The sequence below is a fragment of the Haloferula helveola genome, from assembly GCF_037076345.1.
Taxonomy (GTDB): domain Bacteria; phylum Verrucomicrobiota; class Verrucomicrobiia; order Verrucomicrobiales; family Akkermansiaceae; genus Haloferula; species Haloferula helveola.
The window spans coordinates 5022568-5039890 of the sequence record NZ_AP024702.1; the positions used below are offsets into that span (position 1 = coordinate 5022568).

Annotated in this window: 14 protein-coding genes; 5 read left to right on the top strand and 9 right to left on the bottom strand. The window is 63.0% G+C overall.

Annotated elements, in window-relative coordinates:
• Positions 1–34 precede the first annotated feature (34 nt).
• The 3 genes from HAHE_RS19020 to HAHE_RS19030 are packed head-to-tail and all read left to right on the top strand — an operon-like array spanning position 35 to position 3222.
• Entirely contained in the window at positions 35–1567 is a 1533-nt protein-coding gene (locus HAHE_RS19020) for a UUP1 family membrane protein (protein WP_338686697.1), read from the top strand.
• Complete coding sequence (locus HAHE_RS19025; protein WP_338686698.1) at positions 1567–2550, top strand: alpha-L-glutamate ligase-like protein; 984 nt, start codon at positions 1567–1569, stop codon at positions 2548–2550. Before HAHE_RS19020 ends, HAHE_RS19025 begins: the two co-directional genes overlap by 1 nt.
• A gap of 12 nt (positions 2551–2562) precedes the next feature.
• Positions 2563–3222, top strand: a complete 660-nt coding sequence (locus HAHE_RS19030) for an ABC transporter ATP-binding protein (RefSeq protein WP_338686699.1) — start codon at positions 2563–2565, stop codon at positions 3220–3222.
• Here the strand turns inward: HAHE_RS19030 and HAHE_RS19035 are convergent.
• On the bottom strand, positions 3160–4284 hold the full coding sequence (locus HAHE_RS19035; protein WP_338686701.1) for a HupE/UreJ family protein: 1125 nt from the start codon (positions 4282–4284) through the stop codon (positions 3160–3162). The genes HAHE_RS19030 and HAHE_RS19035 overlap by 63 nt on opposite strands.
• Positions 4285–4360: 76 nt before the next feature.
• Here HAHE_RS19035 and HAHE_RS19040 point away from each other — a divergent pair, with 76 nt between their 5' ends.
• On the top strand, positions 4361–5647 hold the full coding sequence (locus tag HAHE_RS19040; RefSeq protein WP_338686702.1) for a dihydroorotase: 1287 nt from the start codon (positions 4361–4363) through the stop codon (positions 5645–5647).
• A gap of 75 nt (positions 5648–5722) precedes the next feature.
• On the opposite strand, the gene HAHE_RS19045 is transcribed toward HAHE_RS19040, so the two are convergent.
• The 7 genes from HAHE_RS19045 to HAHE_RS19075 form a co-directional block, all read right to left on the bottom strand.
• The gene (locus HAHE_RS19045) at positions 5723–6235 is read right to left on the bottom strand and encodes a YegJ family protein (RefSeq protein ID WP_338686704.1); all 513 of its coding nucleotides are present in this window, start codon (positions 6233–6235) and stop codon (positions 5723–5725) included.
• A gap of 135 nt (positions 6236–6370) precedes the next feature.
• Positions 6371–7957 (bottom strand): Rne/Rng family ribonuclease, encoded by a 1587-nt coding sequence (locus tag HAHE_RS19050; protein WP_338686706.1) that lies wholly within the window; start codon positions 7955–7957, stop codon positions 6371–6373.
• A gap of 25 nt (positions 7958–7982) precedes the next feature.
• On the bottom strand, positions 7983–10124 hold the full coding sequence (locus HAHE_RS19055; RefSeq protein WP_338686707.1) for a peptidoglycan D,D-transpeptidase FtsI family protein: 2142 nt from the start codon (positions 10122–10124) through the stop codon (positions 7983–7985).
• A gap of 5 nt (positions 10125–10129) precedes the next feature.
• Positions 10130–10723 carry a hypothetical protein gene (locus HAHE_RS19060; RefSeq protein WP_338686709.1) on the bottom strand — a complete coding sequence of 198 codons (594 nt, stop codon included), beginning with the start codon at positions 10721–10723 and terminating at the stop codon, positions 10130–10132.
• Positions 10720–11532, bottom strand: a complete 813-nt coding sequence (mreC, locus tag HAHE_RS19065; protein WP_338686711.1) for a rod shape-determining protein MreC — start codon at positions 11530–11532, stop codon at positions 10720–10722. Before mreC ends, HAHE_RS19060 begins: the two co-directional genes overlap by 4 nt.
• Before the next feature lie 19 nt (positions 11533–11551).
• Entirely contained in the window at positions 11552–12580 is a 1029-nt protein-coding gene (locus HAHE_RS19070) for a rod shape-determining protein (protein ID WP_338686713.1), read from the bottom strand.
• Between the two features lie 234 nt (positions 12581–12814).
• Positions 12815–13609 (bottom strand): ParA family protein, encoded by a 795-nt coding sequence (locus HAHE_RS19075; protein WP_338686714.1) that lies wholly within the window; start codon positions 13607–13609, stop codon positions 12815–12817.
• Positions 13610–14049: 440 nt separating this feature from the next.
• Here HAHE_RS19075 and HAHE_RS19080 point away from each other — a divergent pair, with 440 nt between their 5' ends.
• On the top strand, positions 14050–16659 hold the full coding sequence (locus HAHE_RS19080) for a DEAD/DEAH box helicase (protein ID WP_338686715.1): 2610 nt from the start codon (positions 14050–14052) through the stop codon (positions 16657–16659).
• Here HAHE_RS19080 and HAHE_RS19085 read toward each other — a convergent pair.
• Complete coding sequence (locus HAHE_RS19085; protein WP_338686716.1) at positions 16650–17309, bottom strand: phosphoribosylanthranilate isomerase; 660 nt, start codon at positions 17307–17309, stop codon at positions 16650–16652. The genes HAHE_RS19080 and HAHE_RS19085 overlap by 10 nt on opposite strands.
• Positions 17310–17323: the final 14 nt, after the last annotated feature.

The window sequence follows — 17323 nt, forward strand, 5'->3', positions numbered from 1 at the left end:
GGCCAGTCCGAACGTCGCTTCACCCGGCACCTTTATGGCCTCTCGAATCAAGCTGATCGCGATCGTTCTCGTCCTGACCCTGTTGGGTGGAGGGCTCGCTGCTTACAAGCACGTCAATCTGGGCATTCCGCTGATGGTCGGCAAGAAGCCGACGGAGTGGCTGGTGGAGGCGAAGGTCAGCTTCATCGCGACGGGTGATCCTGTGACCGCACGCCTGTCGCTACCGACCGTTGCGGTCGACAAGGAGATGGGAGTCGACGCCCGTTCGGCCGGTTACAGTTTCATGGTCGAGGATGATCTCGGCGAATACTCGGCGGTCTGGTCGGCGGACGAGAAGGAAGGGAACCAGGCGCTCTACTACCGGGTGCGCTTTCCGGCGAAGGGTGTGGATACGGCCGGGCCGATCGCGCATACCGGAGAGGCCCCCCAGGCGGAGGAGCCGGGCCTCACCGGCAATCTCCGCGCTGCGGCCGACAGTGTGGTGCGTCGGGCGAAGGAGACTTCATCGAATCCGGACACTCTGTTCGTCGGGGTTTTCCGCGAGATCACCGCGATTGAAGGTTCTCAGGAGATCGCTTTGCTCAAGCGTCACTACGAGGAAGTCGCGAACGGGCAGGCGTTGACCCTGCTCGGGATCGATCTGCTCAACATGGCCGGAGTGCCGGCGCGGAAGGCCTATGCGGTCAGGCTTGACGAGATCCGGGGGGCGCAGGATCCGCTGATGTTCGTCGAGTATCACGACGGCGTCTATTGGAAGGTGCGGGATCCCGATGCCGCCACTTCGACGGTCGATCCACGCGAATACTTTGTCTGGAACCGGGGTGGGGAAGCATTGCTGGATCTCGGCGGTGGCGAGAACTCGCAGGTCGTCTTCACGACCACGCGCGACGTCATCCCGCTGGACAAGTTGACCGACCTGAGGGGTTCTGGATTGCTGGTCTCGACGATCTTCGGTCTGCCGGCTTCGGAGCGGCAGGTGTTCCGCTACGTCGTCCTGATCCCGATCGGTGCGTTCGTGGTTGTTCTCCTGCGGAATCTCGTCGGGATCGCCACGCTGGGTACCTTCATGCCGGTGCTGCTCGCGCTCGCTCTGCTCGAGATGGATCTCCAGAGCGGACTCATCATGTTCGTTGTGATCGTGACGGCCGGTCTCTGGTTCCGTTTCCTTCTGTCGCGTCTCAACCTTCTTGTGGTTCCCAGAGTCGCGGCGTGCGTGGTGATCGTGACCTTGCTGATGATGGTTCTCAGTGTGGTCAGCTGGCACCTCGGCATGCGCGGCGGGCTGCGGATCACGTTGTTTCCGATGATCATTCTCGCCTGGACGATCGAACGCATGTCGCTGATCTGGGAGGAGGAGGGCAAGCGCAGCGCGATCCTGCAGGTGCTCGGATCGATGATCGTCGCATACGTGGCCTACTTCTTCATGAAGGATCCCCAGGTGCGATACTGGGCGTTCTATTTCCCCGAGTTGCTGCTGGTCCTGCTGGCTGGAATCATTCTGCTCGGGCGATATACCGGCTACCGCCTCAGCGAGTTGATGCGGTTCAAGAATTTCGAGGAGGCCTGATGAACCGCTGGTGGCACCGGTTTTTCCGAACGCCCGGCGAGCTCGAGGCGATGGGAGTCGTGGGCATCAACATGCGGAACGCGCGTTTCGTGCTGCCGAACAATCCCCGCAGGCTCTACGATCTCGTCGACAACAAGGTGCGGACCAAGACGCTCGCGGAGGAGCGGGAGATCGCGGTGCCGGAGACCTACGGGATCGCTAGTAGCCCGGCCCATGTCCGGTATCTCGACCGGCTGCTGGGGGACCACGAGTCCTTCGTGATCAAACCGGCCCGCGGATCCGGAGGGAAGGGGGTGCTGGTCGTTTCGGGTCGGGAGGACGGGTATTTCGTCAAGCCGAGTGGCGCCCGGCTCTCGATGATCGACGTGAAGCACCATCTCCAGAACGTGCTCGCGGGTCTTTTTTCACTGGGTGGCAAACGGGATGTCGCGCTCATTGAGTACCGGGTGAAGGCGTCGCGGGTGATGACCGAGATCAGCTTCCAAGGCGCGCCCGACATACGCGTGGTGATGCTCCACGGCTATCCGCTGATGGCCATGCTCCGGGCTTCGACGCGGCAGTCGGACGGGCGATCGAATCTCCACCAGGGGGCGATCGGCATCGGTGTCGACATCGCCACCGGCCGGACGATCCATGCGGTTCACCATGGTCGGTCGGTCGAGCAGCATCCCGATCTGAAAGTTCCGTTGATCGGTGTCGAGGTCCCGGAATGGGACCGGATCCTGGATATCGCGGTGACCTGTCACGAAATGACCGGACTCGGTTATCTCGGGGTCGACCTGATGGTGGACGAGGACCGCGGCCCGCTGATGATCGAGGTCAACGCCCGGCCGGGGCTGGCGATCCAACTCGCGAACGGTGTCGGTCTACTCAAGCGTCTCGAGCCGGCCGCGGAACGGGCCAAGAAGTATCCCCATGACGAGCGGAAGGACAAGATCGCCTTTGCGAGGAAAGCCTTCGCTTCGCGGGTCGTCACTGCCTAGTCTCGCCCCCGGATGATTGAGGCACGCAACCTTCACCGCAGCTACCGGATCGGCAAGAAGTCGGTCGAGGTTCTTCACGGAATTGACCTGTCGATCCAAGCGGGCGAGCGGGTCTTTCTCTGCGGGCCGAGCGGCGCCGGCAAAACCACGCTTCTTTACACGCTCGCCGGGCTCGAACGGCCGCAGCAGGGCGAGGTGGTCATCGGCGAAACGAGCCTGTATTCGCTCAATCCGAAGAAGCAGGCGGCCTTCCGCAACCGGAATATCGGATACATTTTCCAGAACTACCTGCTGCTCCCCGAACTTACGGCCCTGGAGAACGTGATGGTGGTCGGAGCCATCAGCGGAGCCAACACGGAAGAGGAGGCGCAGGCCGCCTTGGAAAGGGTCGGTTTGGCCAATCGGGCCGACCATCTGCCGGCCGAGCTTTCCGGGGGCGAGCAGCAACGGGTGGCGATCGCCCGGGCGGTGGCGAACCGGCCCAAGGTGCTTTTTGCCGACGAGCCGACCGGGAATTTGGATTCACGCAACAGCGCGGAGGTCATGGATCTGTTGCTCGGTCTTGCCACCGAAAGCGGCACGACCCTCGCGGTGGTTACCCACGATCCGTCACTCGCGACTCGCGGCGACCGCCAACTCGAGATCAAGGATGGCGCGATCCGCACGGTCTGATCCGGGCCGGTCGAGAAGTCTCTCGACGAACCAGAAGGCGGCGACAAGCGCGATCAGGATCGACCCGCCGAGACGCAACTTCGCGAATCGTTCTTCCTTCCACCAACCGGCGATCGCGAGTCCGGCAACGAGGATCGTGATCTGTCCGAGTTCGACGCCGAGATTGAATCCGACGAGCGGGAGAAAGGGGTGGGCGGCATCGGGTAGCGCATCGGAGAGAATGCGGGCGAATCCCAATCCGTGGACCAGTCCGAATGCCGCGATGGTCAGATAGCGGCCGAGGCCGATTTCTTTCGGCCGAAGATTCTCTATGGCGATCCAGACGATGCTGAGGGCGATCGCCGGTTCGACGACCGACGCGGGCAGGTTGACCCATCCAAGGGCTGCCAGTGCCAGTGTCAACGAATGGGTCAGGGTGAAGACGAGGCTCTGCGCTAGGAGCGGACGCCATTTCGGTTTCAGCAGGAAAATGCCGAGAATGAAAAGGATGTGGTCGAGGCCGTCCGGAAGTATGTGGCGGAAGCCGAGTTGAATCCATCGGGTGAAGCTGCGGGGTTTGCGCTGCGGCTCGAAGCGGATCGATTCACCACTGACGAGGGGAAAGGACTCTCCTTCGTTGATCAGGATCAAGACGACGTCGAAGGGTTCGTTCCAATTGATATCGAGGCCGGCTGCCGCGATATCCCCTTCGAGAACCACGGTGAGGTTCGGAAGCATCTCGGCGATGCCTTCCTGGACGAAACGGGGAGGAGAGGTTTCGAAGTCGGGAAAGGAGATTTCGTAGCTGCCGTCGCGGATCCCGAGGGTCTCACGCAGATACTTGCGCGTCTCTTCGCGAATCCGGGTCCACTCCTCCGGGGTGCGGGTTCTTAGCCACGCGAGATCGAACGGGGCGATGTCGGAGTCGCCGCGATACTCCGGCAGCATGTAGGCGGCGTCGGCCTGCAAGGTGGCGGTCCACCGCCCGGGGCCGATCTCCAGCTCGATGGTGATCTCATCAATCTGATGCGCCCGGAGCAGCCCGGCCAGCAGCAGGGAGATGGCAATCAGACGGGACCACACGCCGGAATTCTGAGGCCTCCTCCGTCACGGGCAAGTCCGGGCTTTTCCGTCAGGGGGAGGGCTGGCATCAAGGGGCATGTCCGAAACGCTGCTGCTGAAGAACGTCCGTGTTGTCTCCGAGGATTCCGCCGAGCGGCCGACGGTGGATGTGCTGATCGAGAACGGATGCTACAAGTCGATCGGGCAGGGCCTCGAGGCGCCGGACGGTGCCCGGGTGATCGATGGGGCAGGACGCCTGCTGATGCCTGCGATGTTCGATGCCCACGTGCACTTCCGCGAGCCGGGAGGCGAGTCGAAGGAGGACATCGCAAGCGGCAGCGAGGCGGCGATCAACGGTGGGGTGACGGGAGTCGTGATGATGCCCAACACCACTCCGTCGATTGACTCAGGTGCCGTGGTCAAGATGGTCCTCGACAAGGCGGCGGCCGTTTCCCGGATCCCGATCTACACCTCCGGTTGCGTCACCAAGGGCCGCGAAGGCAAGGAGCTGGCGTCGATCGACGCGATGCGGAACCTCGGCGTGACAATGTTGACCGATGACGGTGACTCGACGGGCGATCCGGCGGTGCTTTACCGGGCGATGCAGTATGCCTGCGAGTTCGGCATGTTCTTCGCGAGCCACTGCGAGGTGCCTGAGCTGGCCGGTCCCCGCGCGCTCAACGACGGCCCGATGGCGTATCGGCTCGGGATCAAGGGCAGCCCCGCCTGTGCTGAGGAGATCATCATCGACCGTGACATCCGGCTGGCGCACGCGGCGGGAGCGCACATCCACATCCAGCACGTTTCCACCAAGCTTGGCATGGAGACGATCGCCTGGTGGAAGGAGCGGGGCGACGTGAAAGTGACCGCCGAAGTTTCACCGCACCACCTGATGTTCATCGACGAGGACATCGGCGACTACGACACCCACTACAAGATGAACCCGCCGCTGCGGACCCGCGAGGACAACGAGGCGTTGCTCGAGGGTTTGAAGTCCGGGGTTTTCGATCTGCTGGCGACCGACCACGCGCCGCACACGCCTTTCGAGAAGGCTCAGGACTTCAGCGTCGCGCCGAATGGAATCACCGGCTTGGAAACGGCGTTGGTTTCGATGTTCGACCGCTTCGTCTCGCGGGGCGAGCTCGGCTGGGACGTCATGGTGAAGCGATACTCCGCCGAACCGCGCCGCATGATGGGTCTTGCGCCGGTGCCGGTGGAAGGGGGCGGTGCTGCCGAATTCCTGCTCTTTGATGAGGGAGGCGAGACGACCTTCAGCGCCGACTTCATGAAGTCAAAAGCAAGCAATACTCCGTTCCTCGACAAGACGCTCAAGGGTCGGATCGACCTCGTGGTCCGCGATGGTGTGGTGCTGCTGGAGCGGTAGGTCGTAGCGGTTACGGCAGCAAGGCAAAGAACCCGATCTGGGATCGCTGCTTACGATTGGGTGCCGCAATCCTGATTACTCGAAGGAGAACGGGTAACTCGAGTCGTGGTCCGCCCGTTCCTCCTCGGTCATGCGCGACCGGAGGAGTTGAACCGTGTAGGCTCCGACGGCACGACCGTCTTCAGTGTATAGCCAGTCCGTGATGTCCGAGCGGCCGAATCCAACTTCATCGCCTTGCTTGACGCTCTTGAGCCATCCGGGGGAGCTGAGCAGTGTGCCGGTGAAGTTGCCGTTCTCCTCGGAGATCAGGCTCACCCACATGTGCTCGCCGTTTTCTTCTGAGTCGCCTTCATCTTCGAAGTACACTTTCAGGAGGCCGAAGAACTCATCCTTACTGCCGGAGCGTTTCTCCAAGAACTGATCGAGGGTCTCTCTGGCGGTGTCGATCGCCTCATTCATCTCCTCGTCATCGGACTCCACCTGAATGATCTCGTCGTTCCGCTCGCCGGCATGTTCCTCGCAGGAGAATTGGAGAAGGCAGGCCAGCAAGAGGGTGACAAGCAGGCGGAAGGCGTTGCTGAGTTTCATCTGGAAGAGGATTACAGGCGTGCGTCGAGGGTTGGGGGCGGTCCCAAAGTGGGCAAAACATGGCATCTGCCCGAAGACCCCGTAAACGGGGAACTTCGAACATCCAGATCGGGGGCTTGGGCCGGGTGCGGTCCGTCAGGCCGACTCGATCGCCTTCTCGGTCTTGGCGTCGATGATGGCGAAACGCTCGCGGTGGAGAGCCGGGTCGGATCGGAAGATAAGGCGGCCGGAGTGCTGGCGCTCCATTTCGACGAGGATCTTGCTGTCGAGGGTCTTGAAGCGGTTCAGCACGTCGGGACTCACGACCACGATCAGATCGCCTTCGCCCTTCTCGCGCATCTTGGCGATCACCGAAGTCAGGCGGCGCTGGATCTCGACGCTCATGGTCATCGGTGTTTTCACGCGGCCGCGGGCCTGGCAGTACGGGCATGGCTCGTACATCGTATCGAGCAGGCTCTCGTTGAGGCGCTGGCGGGTCATCTCCATCAGGCCGATTGACGAGATCTGAAGCACCTGAGTCTTCGCCTTATCCCGCTTGAGGCGTTCCTTCATCGCCTTGTAGACCTGCTGCTGGTCCCGGCGGTGGCGCATGTCGATGAAGTCGACCACCACGAGACCGCCGATGTTCCGGAGACGGAGCTGGCGGGCGGTCTCCTCGGCGGCTTCGATGTTGGTTTGAAGGATCATCTTGTCGACGTCCTTCGAGCCCCGGTTGCGGCCGGTGTTGACGTCGATCGAGATCAGCGCCTCGGTCTCGTCGATGACGATGTAGCCGCCGCACTTCAGCCAGACCTGGCGGGTGAAGGCTTCGTCGATTTGCTTCTGGAGGTTGAGTGCCTCGAAGATCGGCTGGGTCGTCGGCAGGTGGTGGACGCGGCGCTTGGCGCGGCGGGAGACCTTGCCGGCGATCTCGCGAACGAGCTCGGTGGTCTCCTCGTCGTCGCAGATCACCTGATCGACCGAGTCGGTCAGGAAGTCGCGGGCCGTCCGCTCGATCAGGCCGGGTTCGCGGAACGCGCAGACCGGCGCGGGGCGGGAATCCCGCTTCCTCTCGACCTCTTCCCATTGCTCGAGAAGCATGGCGAGGTCGCGGACGAAGTGCCGTGCCCGGGTGCCGAGGGCGACGGTGCGCATGATGATGCCCATGCCGTCGGGCACCGAAAGCCGTTGCATGATCTTGCGGAGCCGGGCGCGTTCCTGAGGGTCATCGATCTTACGCGAAATACCGAACTGCTCGGTGTAAGGCATGAGGACGAGGTAGCGGCCCGCCAGCGAGATGTTGGTGGTGACCCGCGGACCCTTGGTGCCGATCGGTCCCTTGGAGACCTGGATCATGATCTCCGAACCCACCGGGTAGATGTTCGGAATGTCCTTCGAGCTGATCTTCTTCTGTTTCTTCGGCTTGTTGCCGCGCTTGATCTCCTCAAGTCCCGAGTCGAGCGCCGCAGGGAGGGCGTCCCAGAAGTGGAGGAACGCGTTCTTGTCGAGGCCGATGTCGACGAACATCGCCTTGAGGCCGGGTTCGATGTTCTTGACCCGGCCCTTGAAGACGCCGCCGACGATGTTGTCGTCTCCTTCGCGTTCGACCGTGTATTCCTCGAGCATGCCGTCCTCGAGCAGGGCGACACGCCGTTCCAGGGCCTCGTTGTTGATGATGATGGTGTTGCCTTCCTTCGGGCTGGGCTTGCCGATGCCGAGGATGCGCTTGATGCGTTTGATCATGATGGTTTGCTTTGGGGAAAGGGTTTCAGGGTTCTTCGACGGGAACGGCACGCGGAATCACGGTGCCTTCCTCGTCGACTTCTGGGGTGATGGTGGGTTCGGGGGTGACGGGTTCATCGACCGGCAGGGTGATTGCCGGTTGGACTGCGAGAGGTGAGCCGGTTTCGTCGCCGGTCTCGCCGACGTCGGTCGCTTCAATGGCCGCAAGAACGTCTTCGGGAAGTTCGGTCACTTCGATAGGATCCTTGTTCCCGATTGCGGGCTCAAGTTGGCCGAGCGGGAGGCGCATGCCCTCGTCGCGCGCCAGCAGGCCGCGGAGGATGAGGTGAACCAGTGGTCCGCAGACGGCGCCGCCCGACTTGCCGTTCTGCACCAGCACGGTGACGGCGTAGCGGGGTTCGTCGAAGGGGGCGAAAGCAACGGTCCACGCGTTGTGCGACGGCTTGCCGTCGTCGGAAGTCTGGGCGGTTCCGGTTTTGGCCGCGACCTCGACATCGGGGATCTTGGTGCGCCCGGCAGTACCGCCGGGTTCATTGACGGCCTTCCACATGCCCAGACGGATCTTCTCGAGATCGGCGGGGCGCATGCCCTCCTTGATCAGGTCGACCTTCAGGCTGGGCCGGTCTTCCACCAGCACCGATCCGTTGGGCAGGATCGCCGACTTTACCAGTCGCGGCTTGTAGTAGCGGCCGCCGTTGGCGATGCACGACACCATCGCGCAGAGCTGCAGCGGGCTGGCAAGAGTGCCGCCCTGGCCGATCGAAAGCTGGGCGATGGTGGCGGGAGTCAGCGGCTCGCCCCGGTTCGCCTGGCGCCAGATCTTCGAACCGGCGAACACGCCCGGTGTTTCGTTGGGAAGGGGCACGCCGGTCGGCTGTCCGAAGCCGAGCATGGTCAGTCCCGCGACCATCTTCTCTCCTCCGAGCTGGTTGCTCATCCGGAAGAAATACGGATTGCACGAGCGCTGGATCGCCGAGGGCAGGCTGAGCGTGCCGTGGCCCGAACGCAGCCAGCAGCGGGGCTTGTAGCTGCCGTAGGCGACGAAGCCGGAGCACGAGTAGCTGCGGTCCGCATAGCCATTCAGTGCGCCTGTTACCGCGGTTCCGAGCTTGAATGTCGATCCCGGTGCGAAGCCGGAGATACAGCGGTCGGTGAACGGCGAGCAGGGGTTCAGGCGGTAGGCCTTGTAGACCTCGGCGTCGATACTGGGAATGTAGTCGTTCGGGTTGTAGTCAGGAACCGAGGCCATCGCCAGGATCTCGCCGGTGCGGACGTCCATGACCACTCCCGCGGCTCGGCCGGCGCGGCGGAGCACGTTCGAGACGAGATACTGCACGCGGGCGTCGATGGTCAGGGTGACGTCGGCGCCGACATCCGGTGGCCGGTAGTCGATCATGCCGGTGATCTTGCCCTTGTCGTTCTTGACCAGCGTCCGGCTGCCGGCCGGGCCGCTGAGCATGTCGTTGAAGGTCGCCTCGATGCCGCTCTTGCCCTTCTCCTCGCCGATGTAGTGATCGAACTGCCGCTTAGCCTGGTCGGGGATGTCGCCCTTCTCCCACGGCTGGGTGTAGCCCAAAACGTGCGACGCCAGCGCCTTGTACGGATACTCGCGCTGCGGGCGGACATCGAGATAGACTCCGGGGACCTCGACGCTGTGTTCGGCCAGTCGGGCGAACTCGGCGTAGTCGAGCTCGGTATTGTAGGAGAATGGCACGAGACCGCGGTGGGTGACGTAGTGCGTCTTCAGCGCGCTGGCGCTGTAGTTCTTGGCGACACCCAGATCGACCAAGCGGGGAATCACCCAGGTGTTGACGATCTCGACGATGTCGGTCTCCTCTTTCACACGCGGCATGCCCTTCTCGCTGCCTAGTACCTCGTGGGTGGCATCCTCGTTATGCTGCCTGCGGTAGGATTTGTAGATCTCCTCGAGATCGAAGTAGACCTCGTAGTTGCGCTTGTTGCGCGCGAGTTCGACGCCGTTGCGGTCGAGGATCGCGCCGCGGATACCCGGTTCCCGGACCGTGACCTCGCGGTCGCCGGGGACCAGCGCCTGGTAGTGGGCGCGGCGGTTGATCTGGAAGTCGTAGAGTCGCGACAGCAGGGCTCCGAACCCGACCAGCACGAGGGCGGTCAGGAGGATGATGCGGAGGCTTTGGCGCGGTTCCATTTCGATCAGAACGCCGTGGCGCGGCGGTTTTGCTTTTTGAGGCCGTCAAAGCGGATCGTGTAGTGGCTCCATTCCGCCATGCGGAAGAGCAGCCAGAACACGAGCGGCGAGAACAGCATCGTCAGGCTCGAGGTGAACGTGATCTTGAAAAAGGTCGAGCGGGAGAACGTGAAGTCACCCCGAACGAAATTGATCAGCAGGAATTCGGAGAGGAGGTAGAGGAAGACGGCGATGCCCGAGAGGATCGCCGAGAACTGCCACTTGCCTTGGCGGAAAAGCGGCTGGATGCCCTGCATCAGGTAGCCCATCAGGCCGTAGAGCACGATCGAGTAGCCGAAGCGCAGTTGCTCGACGCCGGGGTTGTAGACCTCCGGGTCGCCGCCGTGCGGACCGAGCGCGTTCTCGGCGTCGTGAAGAAACCCGCAGACGAAGGCGAGGATCAGCATCACCGGCGCGGGCACCGTGCTCGAGGCGCAGAGGAAGACGAGCAGCACCAGCATCAGCCGCGAGCCGAACAGCGGTGTGAGGGCGGGGATGAACTGCTGGATGATGACCGCCAGCAGGACGAGCGCGATGAGCGACAAGGTGTAGCGGATCACGATTCTTCCTTCTGAGGGGTGAGTACGAACACCGTTCCCAGATTTTGGAAGTCGACCGACGGACGCACGAGCGCCTCCGTCGCGAGCGGCCCAGGCTCCACGTGCTCGACGACTCCCAGGAGGAGGTCGGCAGGGAAAAGGCCGCCGCGGCCGGTCGAAAAGACCCGCATACCCTCGCGAACGCGGGCATCACGGGAAAGGAAACGGAGGCGGAGCATCGGGCTTCCGCCGAACTGTTCCCGCTGGCCTTGGACGATCCCGACTTCGGGACTGCCTTCGACTTTCGCGGAAACCTGACAGGCTTCATCGGTGAGCAGGATCACCGTCGAGCGGTGCTCCCCGAGTTGGTCGATCTTGCCGACGAGGCCGCGGTCGGTCACCACCGTGTAGGCGGTGGCGATTCCGGACTCGTCGCCTCGATCAATCTCGACGGTCTGCCACCATGATGCCGGCTGGCGCCGGGTCACGCGGGCGGCGACCACGTCGAAACGGGTTCGTTCCTTGAAGTCGAGGGCGCGACGCAGTGCCGCGTTCTCGGCCTCGACTTTCCGGAACTGGGATTCGATCAGTTTGAGGCGGCCGAAGTCCTCGTTCATCGCGGTGACTTCGGCTTCGTAGATCTTCGAGTGCTCGACCTCGTCGAGGAAGGCGCGGGCCTTGCCCTCGAGCGTGGACCCGACGGTCAGGAACGGGGAGATAGCCCGATAGTAGGTGGCCTGGATCTCCCGCACGCTCCGCTCGCTCCGGGTGAGCGCCCACGTCGCACCTGCGAGAAACAGGAGCAGCGCCAGCAGATTGAGCGGCTTCATTCGACCGTCGGAAGCCGGTTCAGCGCGAGTTGTTGGTCACGCGCTTCAGGACGTCGAGTTCCTGCAGCATCTTGCCGGTTCCCTCGGCCACGGCGCTGAGGGGGTCCTCGGCGACATGGACGGGAAGACCGGTCTCCTCGCGCAGCAGGCGGTCGAGGCCACGGAGCAACGCGCCACCGCCGGCCAGAACGATCCCGCGGTCCACCAGGTCGGCGGCAAGTTCCGGCGGGCAGCGTTCAAGCGTCGTGCGGACGGCATCGACAATCGTGGCGAGCGGATCCGCCATCGCTTCGCGGATTTCCTGCGAGGTGATGGTGACGGTCTTCGGCAGACCGGCGACCAGATCGCGGCCTTTCACATCCATGGTGATCTCCTTGGGAATCGGCGCGGCGGATCCGAGACGGATCTTGATGTCCTCCGCGGTGCGTTCGCCGATCATCAGGTTGTAGGCCCGCTTCATGTAGGAAACGATGGCCTCGTCGAGTTCGTCGCCGGCCGTGCGGACGGAGCGGGCGTAAACGATGCCGCCAAGCGAGATCAGCGCGACCTCGGTGGTGCCACCGCCGATGTCGACGATCATGTTGCCGGATGCGTCCATCACGGGAAGCCCGACACCGATTGCGGCGGCCATCGGCTCTTCGACGATGTGGACCGCCTTGGCTCCGGCCTGTTCGGCGGACTCGGAGACCGCGCGACGCTCGACCTCGGTGATGCCGGACGGGACCGCGATCACGACCACCGGGTTGTTGCGCCGGTTGTTGTTCGCCTTGCGGATGAAGTGGCGGAGCATCGCCTCGGTGACTTGGAAGTCGGCGATCACGCCATCCTTCAGCGGGCGGATGGCGATGATGTTGCCGGGCGTCCGCCCGAGCATCCGTTTGGCGTCGTCGCCGACAGCCAGCACTTCGTTGGTGCCGGCCTTGACTGCGACGACCGAAGGCTCGCGGAGAACGATGCCTTGGTCCTTGACGTTGACGAGGGTGTTGGCGGTGCCGAGATCGATGCCGATATCGTTGGAAAACCAGTTTCCGAAAAAGCGTGAGAACATTCTAGTGGGTGTCAGGTGGGCGGACGGGCCGCCAAATGCGATTCCTCCGGATCGCGGCGGGCCGCGAGGCACCGAAGGTATGAAAAAATCCCTCTGCCGGAGACCCGGGAGAGGGGCGAAAATATGGCCGTCGCCCGACTCGCCGGTCAAGCGGGAATGCCTGTTTCTCCATGATATCTAGGGGGTTCCGGCGCAATCGGAACCTCCATGACCGGGTCAAGGCGCCGGCGCCCCTCAGGGTAGCGCCGCAACCTCCACCGGTCGGCCGTGGCGGGCGAGGAACTCGTCGGCGAGCGCCATGTAGGCCACGGCTCCGGTTCCCTGGGGGTCGTGCTCGAAAATCGTCTTGGAATGGCTGGGTGCCTCGCCGATCCGGATCGTCCGCGGAATCACGGTCGAATAGAGCTGTTCGGGGAAGTAGTTCCCGACTTCCTCGACCACCTGGCGGGCGAGGTTGGTGCGGCCGTCGAACATGGTCATCACGATACCCTCCAGCAGGAGGTCCGGGTTGGCGCCGGAGTCGCGGATCTGGTCGATGACGTGCACGATCTTCGCCAATCCCTCGAGGCCGAACCACTCGCACTGCAGCGGGATCATGATCTCGTCGGCCGCGGCGAGCGCGGAAGTCATCAGCACGCCGAGAGATGGCGGGGTATCGAGGATGCAGTAGTCGAACAGATCGTTCGGCTTGAGTCCCTGAAGATGGTGGCGGAGTCGGACGAGGTGGTCGTCGCTTCGGGCGAGTTCGATCTCAACGCCGGCCAGGTCCATGTGGGCCGGGATCACGGAAAGTCGTTCGCGGCCCGAGTCGCGGATCTTGTCGCGAACGTCGGCTTCGCCGAGCAGGGCGGGGTAGACCGAATCGTCGCCATCAACCTCGAGGCCAAGCCCGCTCGTCGTGTTTGCCTGCGGATCGAGGTCGATCAGGAGCACCCGTTGTCCCCGCAAGGCCAGTGCGGCCGACAGGTTCAGTGCCGTTGTGGTTTTACCGACTCCTCCCTTTTGATTTCCGATCGCAACGACTTTCATCTGGCGCACCCACCCGTAGCAGGCAAGGAGTCTCCGGGTCGAGCGCCGAGGTGGCAAAACAAATCGGGGACCAAAGCATGGATTGGACGGAAGAGTGGTTGCGTGGACAGGTCGGATGGCAGGCCTTCAAGGAAGGCAAGTCGTTGGCGGCGCGTGGTGCCGCTCCGGATCTCAAGCGTCGTGGCTCGCTCGTTACCGGGACCTTCCGTCAAGGCAAGCGGGCACTCCGGTGTGTGGCCAGATGCGAGGATGGCGGCGTGACCGTGGAGTGCGGCTGTGCGGTGAACCGTTCGACCGGCGAGGTCTGCGCGCATGCGGTGGCCCTGTTGCTGATGGCGTCGGAGTCTCCCAAGCTCGAGTCCGGGGAGCGGTCGACGACGCCGGCCTCGCCCGTCGATGTCCGGGCGTTCCGGGTTGGGTTTCCCGCCAATGCCGAAAAGATGCTGGCGAGATCCCGTCTTCAGGTCCGGTTGGTGGAAGTCGACGCGCCGCTGGAGGCATTCGACACGAGGCTCGCTGTATGGCTTGCCGAGTCAGGAGGTGGACAGGGTGGTCTGCTCAGTTTGTCGGACGGGCAGATTGCGGAGTTTCTCGATTCGCTCGTCGGGCACTCACGGGTCGAAGTCGAATCGCAGCAGATCCCGGTTACGGTTTCCGATGACGCGATGCCTCCATTGCCGCTGGCCGACAGTTCGCTGGTCGGCGGTGAAGTGGTGCTGTCGCTTGGTGAGGATCCGGGAACGGCGGTGCCTTGGATCGGCGGGGTGGGTATTTTGCGGTGCGACAAGGATGAATGGCACATTGGCAAACTGCCCGCGGACAGTCCGGGTGAGGCATGGGAGCGTGCGGTGCGCGAGCTGGTGCGGGAGGGTCGCGTCAGTGTGAGCGTGGAGTCGTTTGTGGCCCACCTCGATGCATGGCTGGACCTGCTGCCAAGCGAAGCGCCCGGCTGGCTGGCTTCCCTCCGTTTCCAAAGTGCCGAACTGGAAGCAAAGCTGAGTGTGGAAGGCTCCTTGAATGCGCTGCAGGGCACGCTGGGGTTCCGCTACGGGAAGGGCGAGTGGGAAACGAGCCCGGGCCGGGCCGCCGAGAAGGCAGATTTGCCTCGGGTCGACGGGGAGGGGCACGTTTTGGCTCGGTCGCGGGATGCGGAGCGGCGGTGGGCTGAAGGTCTTCAAGCGGCCGGGTGGGAGGAGGTCGATGCCGGTGAACTGCGTATGAGGGACCCGGACCGGATTCTGGGATGGATTGCCGATGAGCTCCCTGAATTACGCCGTCGTGGAGTGGTGGAGGTGGGTCCGCGCCTTGAGCATGTTCTAGGCTCCGTCCATGTGGTGGCTCCCACGGTCGCGGTGGATGGACCCGGTTCATTGAGTTGTGAAATATCGTTTCAAGCAAACGATGGACGACGGCTTTCTCCGCAGCGCGTCCGGGAGATTTTGAGGTCGGGGAGGCGCTCGGTGAAGACCCGTGAGGGAGCGGTTGTGGTGGTTCGGAGTGAGATCCGCGATCTGGTTGAGCCGCTGCTTTCGGATCTCGGAATTGTTCCCGATGATGCGCGAATCCCGATCAACCGTGCTCAAGGATACTTGTTCACGAAACTACAGGAAAAACTTTCGGAAAATGTTGATAACGAATGCTTAAAAGATACTGCAGGGTTTGTTGTTCCGACCGGTTTTCAAGGACATCTTCGGGGTTATCAACAGGAGGGCTGTCAGTGGCTAAGCGAGCGTTTGAAGCAGCTTTCCGGCGCGCTGTTGGCGGATGAAATGGGGCTTGGGAAGACGGTGCAAACGATTGCTTTAATTAGTCATTTGAATCAAGAGTCAGGAGGCTTCCGTGCGCTGCTGCTAGTGCCTACCACCTTGCTGGGGAATTGGCGGGCGGAGTTCGCTCGATTTGCGCCATCGATGTCGCTCGTGTGCCTTCATGGCCCGGGGCGTGATCGATTGCGTGAGGATGCGGGGGCTGCGACGGTGGTCCTGACGAGCTACGGGACTTTTTGCCGGGACCGGGCGTTTCACCTCGGGCAGGAGTACGATCTCGTGGTCTGCGACGAGGCGAGTGTGCTGAAGAATCCGTCGAGTGATGTCTCAAGGTCATTGGCGAAATTGCCGGCTGGGAAGCGGCTCGCATTGACGGGAACTCCGATTGAGAACCGCCTGGAGGACCTGTGGTCGATCTTCCGGTTTGTTGCGCCGGGGTATTTGGGCCCGAGGAAGGAATTTGCGGAACGGTATCCGACCGACTCGGACCGGGTGAGGCTCGGGTTGCGGATCTCGCCCTACGTGTTGCGCCGGACCAAGCGGGAGGTGGCGTCCGATCTGCCGGAAAAGGTGGAGGTAGACGAGTGGCTGGATCTCGATTCCGATGCGAGGCGGATCTACGGGGAGTTCGCGCAAGCGGGTTTGCAGGGGCTGGAGGAGATCGTGTCGAAGGGGGCGGCGAGTCTCCATTTGCTGACGGTGCTGCTGCGTCTCCGGCAGGTCTGTCTGGAGCCGGCTCTCGTTGGTGGAGAGGATGGGGGCGGGTCGACCGGGGTGAAGACGCGGCGCCTGCTGGAGTTGTTGGAGGAGCGTCATCAGCAAGGTAAGAAAACATTGGTATTCAGTCAGTTTGTTGAATATTTACATATCTTAAATAGAAGCGCTCAACTACCCGCGGATCACGTATTTCTACTCGATGGATCGACTCGCAACCGGGCCGAACTGGTCGAGCGGTTCCAGAACTCCGAAGGCTCGGCGGTGTTCCTGATCAGTTTGAAGGCGGGCGGCTACGGGCTCAATCTGACTGCGGCGGATGCGGTGGTTCACATGGATCCTTGGTGGAATCCGGCGATCGAGGCGCAGGCGAGCGACCGGGCGCACCGGATCGGCCAGACGCAGCCGGTCACCGTTTACCGATTGCTGGCGAGGGATACCGTCGAAGAGCGGGTCCGACGGATTCAGGCGGCGAAGCGCGCGATGATCGAAGCGGTGCAGGGAGGCTCGACCTCGGGGATTCCTGCCGGTTGGACGCAGGATGATCTTCGGTCCCTGCTTCAGTCCTGATCCGCCCGGATCGCCCGCATCAGTGCTTCGACCTTGGTGAAGTCCTTGATGCCTGGGGCGGACTCCGAACCCGACGCGGTGTCGAGCGCGGCCGGTGAGGTGCTGCGCAGGGCCTCGGCGGCGTTCTCCGGAGTGATCCCTCCCGCGAGAATGACCGGGGTGTCCGGGTGCTCGCTAATGAATGTGGCGGCGGCGTCCCAGTCGATGGTTTGTCCGGTGCCGCCGTAAATGCCGGGGGCATGGGCATCAAGCAGGATGGCGTCAGGTCCCGAGGACAGCTCGGCGGCAAGGGTTTCTTCAGCGCGGACGGCGACGGAGCGGAAGACCGGAATGCCTGCTTCCTGAAGTGTGGCAATCTCGTTCGCGGGCTCGTCGCCGTGGAGTTGGGCGACGTCGATCAGTCCTTGTTCGAAGAGTGAGATCGGCAGCTCGGTGCCGGCATTGACGAAGACTCCGACCCGCAGGATTCGTCCGGCAAGGTCGCCCAGGAATCCGGCGCACTCGGGGTCAAGGTAGCGCTTGGAGCGAGGCCAGAAGTTTGCGCCCAGCGCGTCCACGCCGAGTTCGGCCAAACGCTCCGCATCGCCGCCCAGCGTCACTCCGCAGACTTTGAGTGAGGGGTGTTTGGGGTCGAGGAAGCGCTGAAGCATGGGACGAGAGTCGA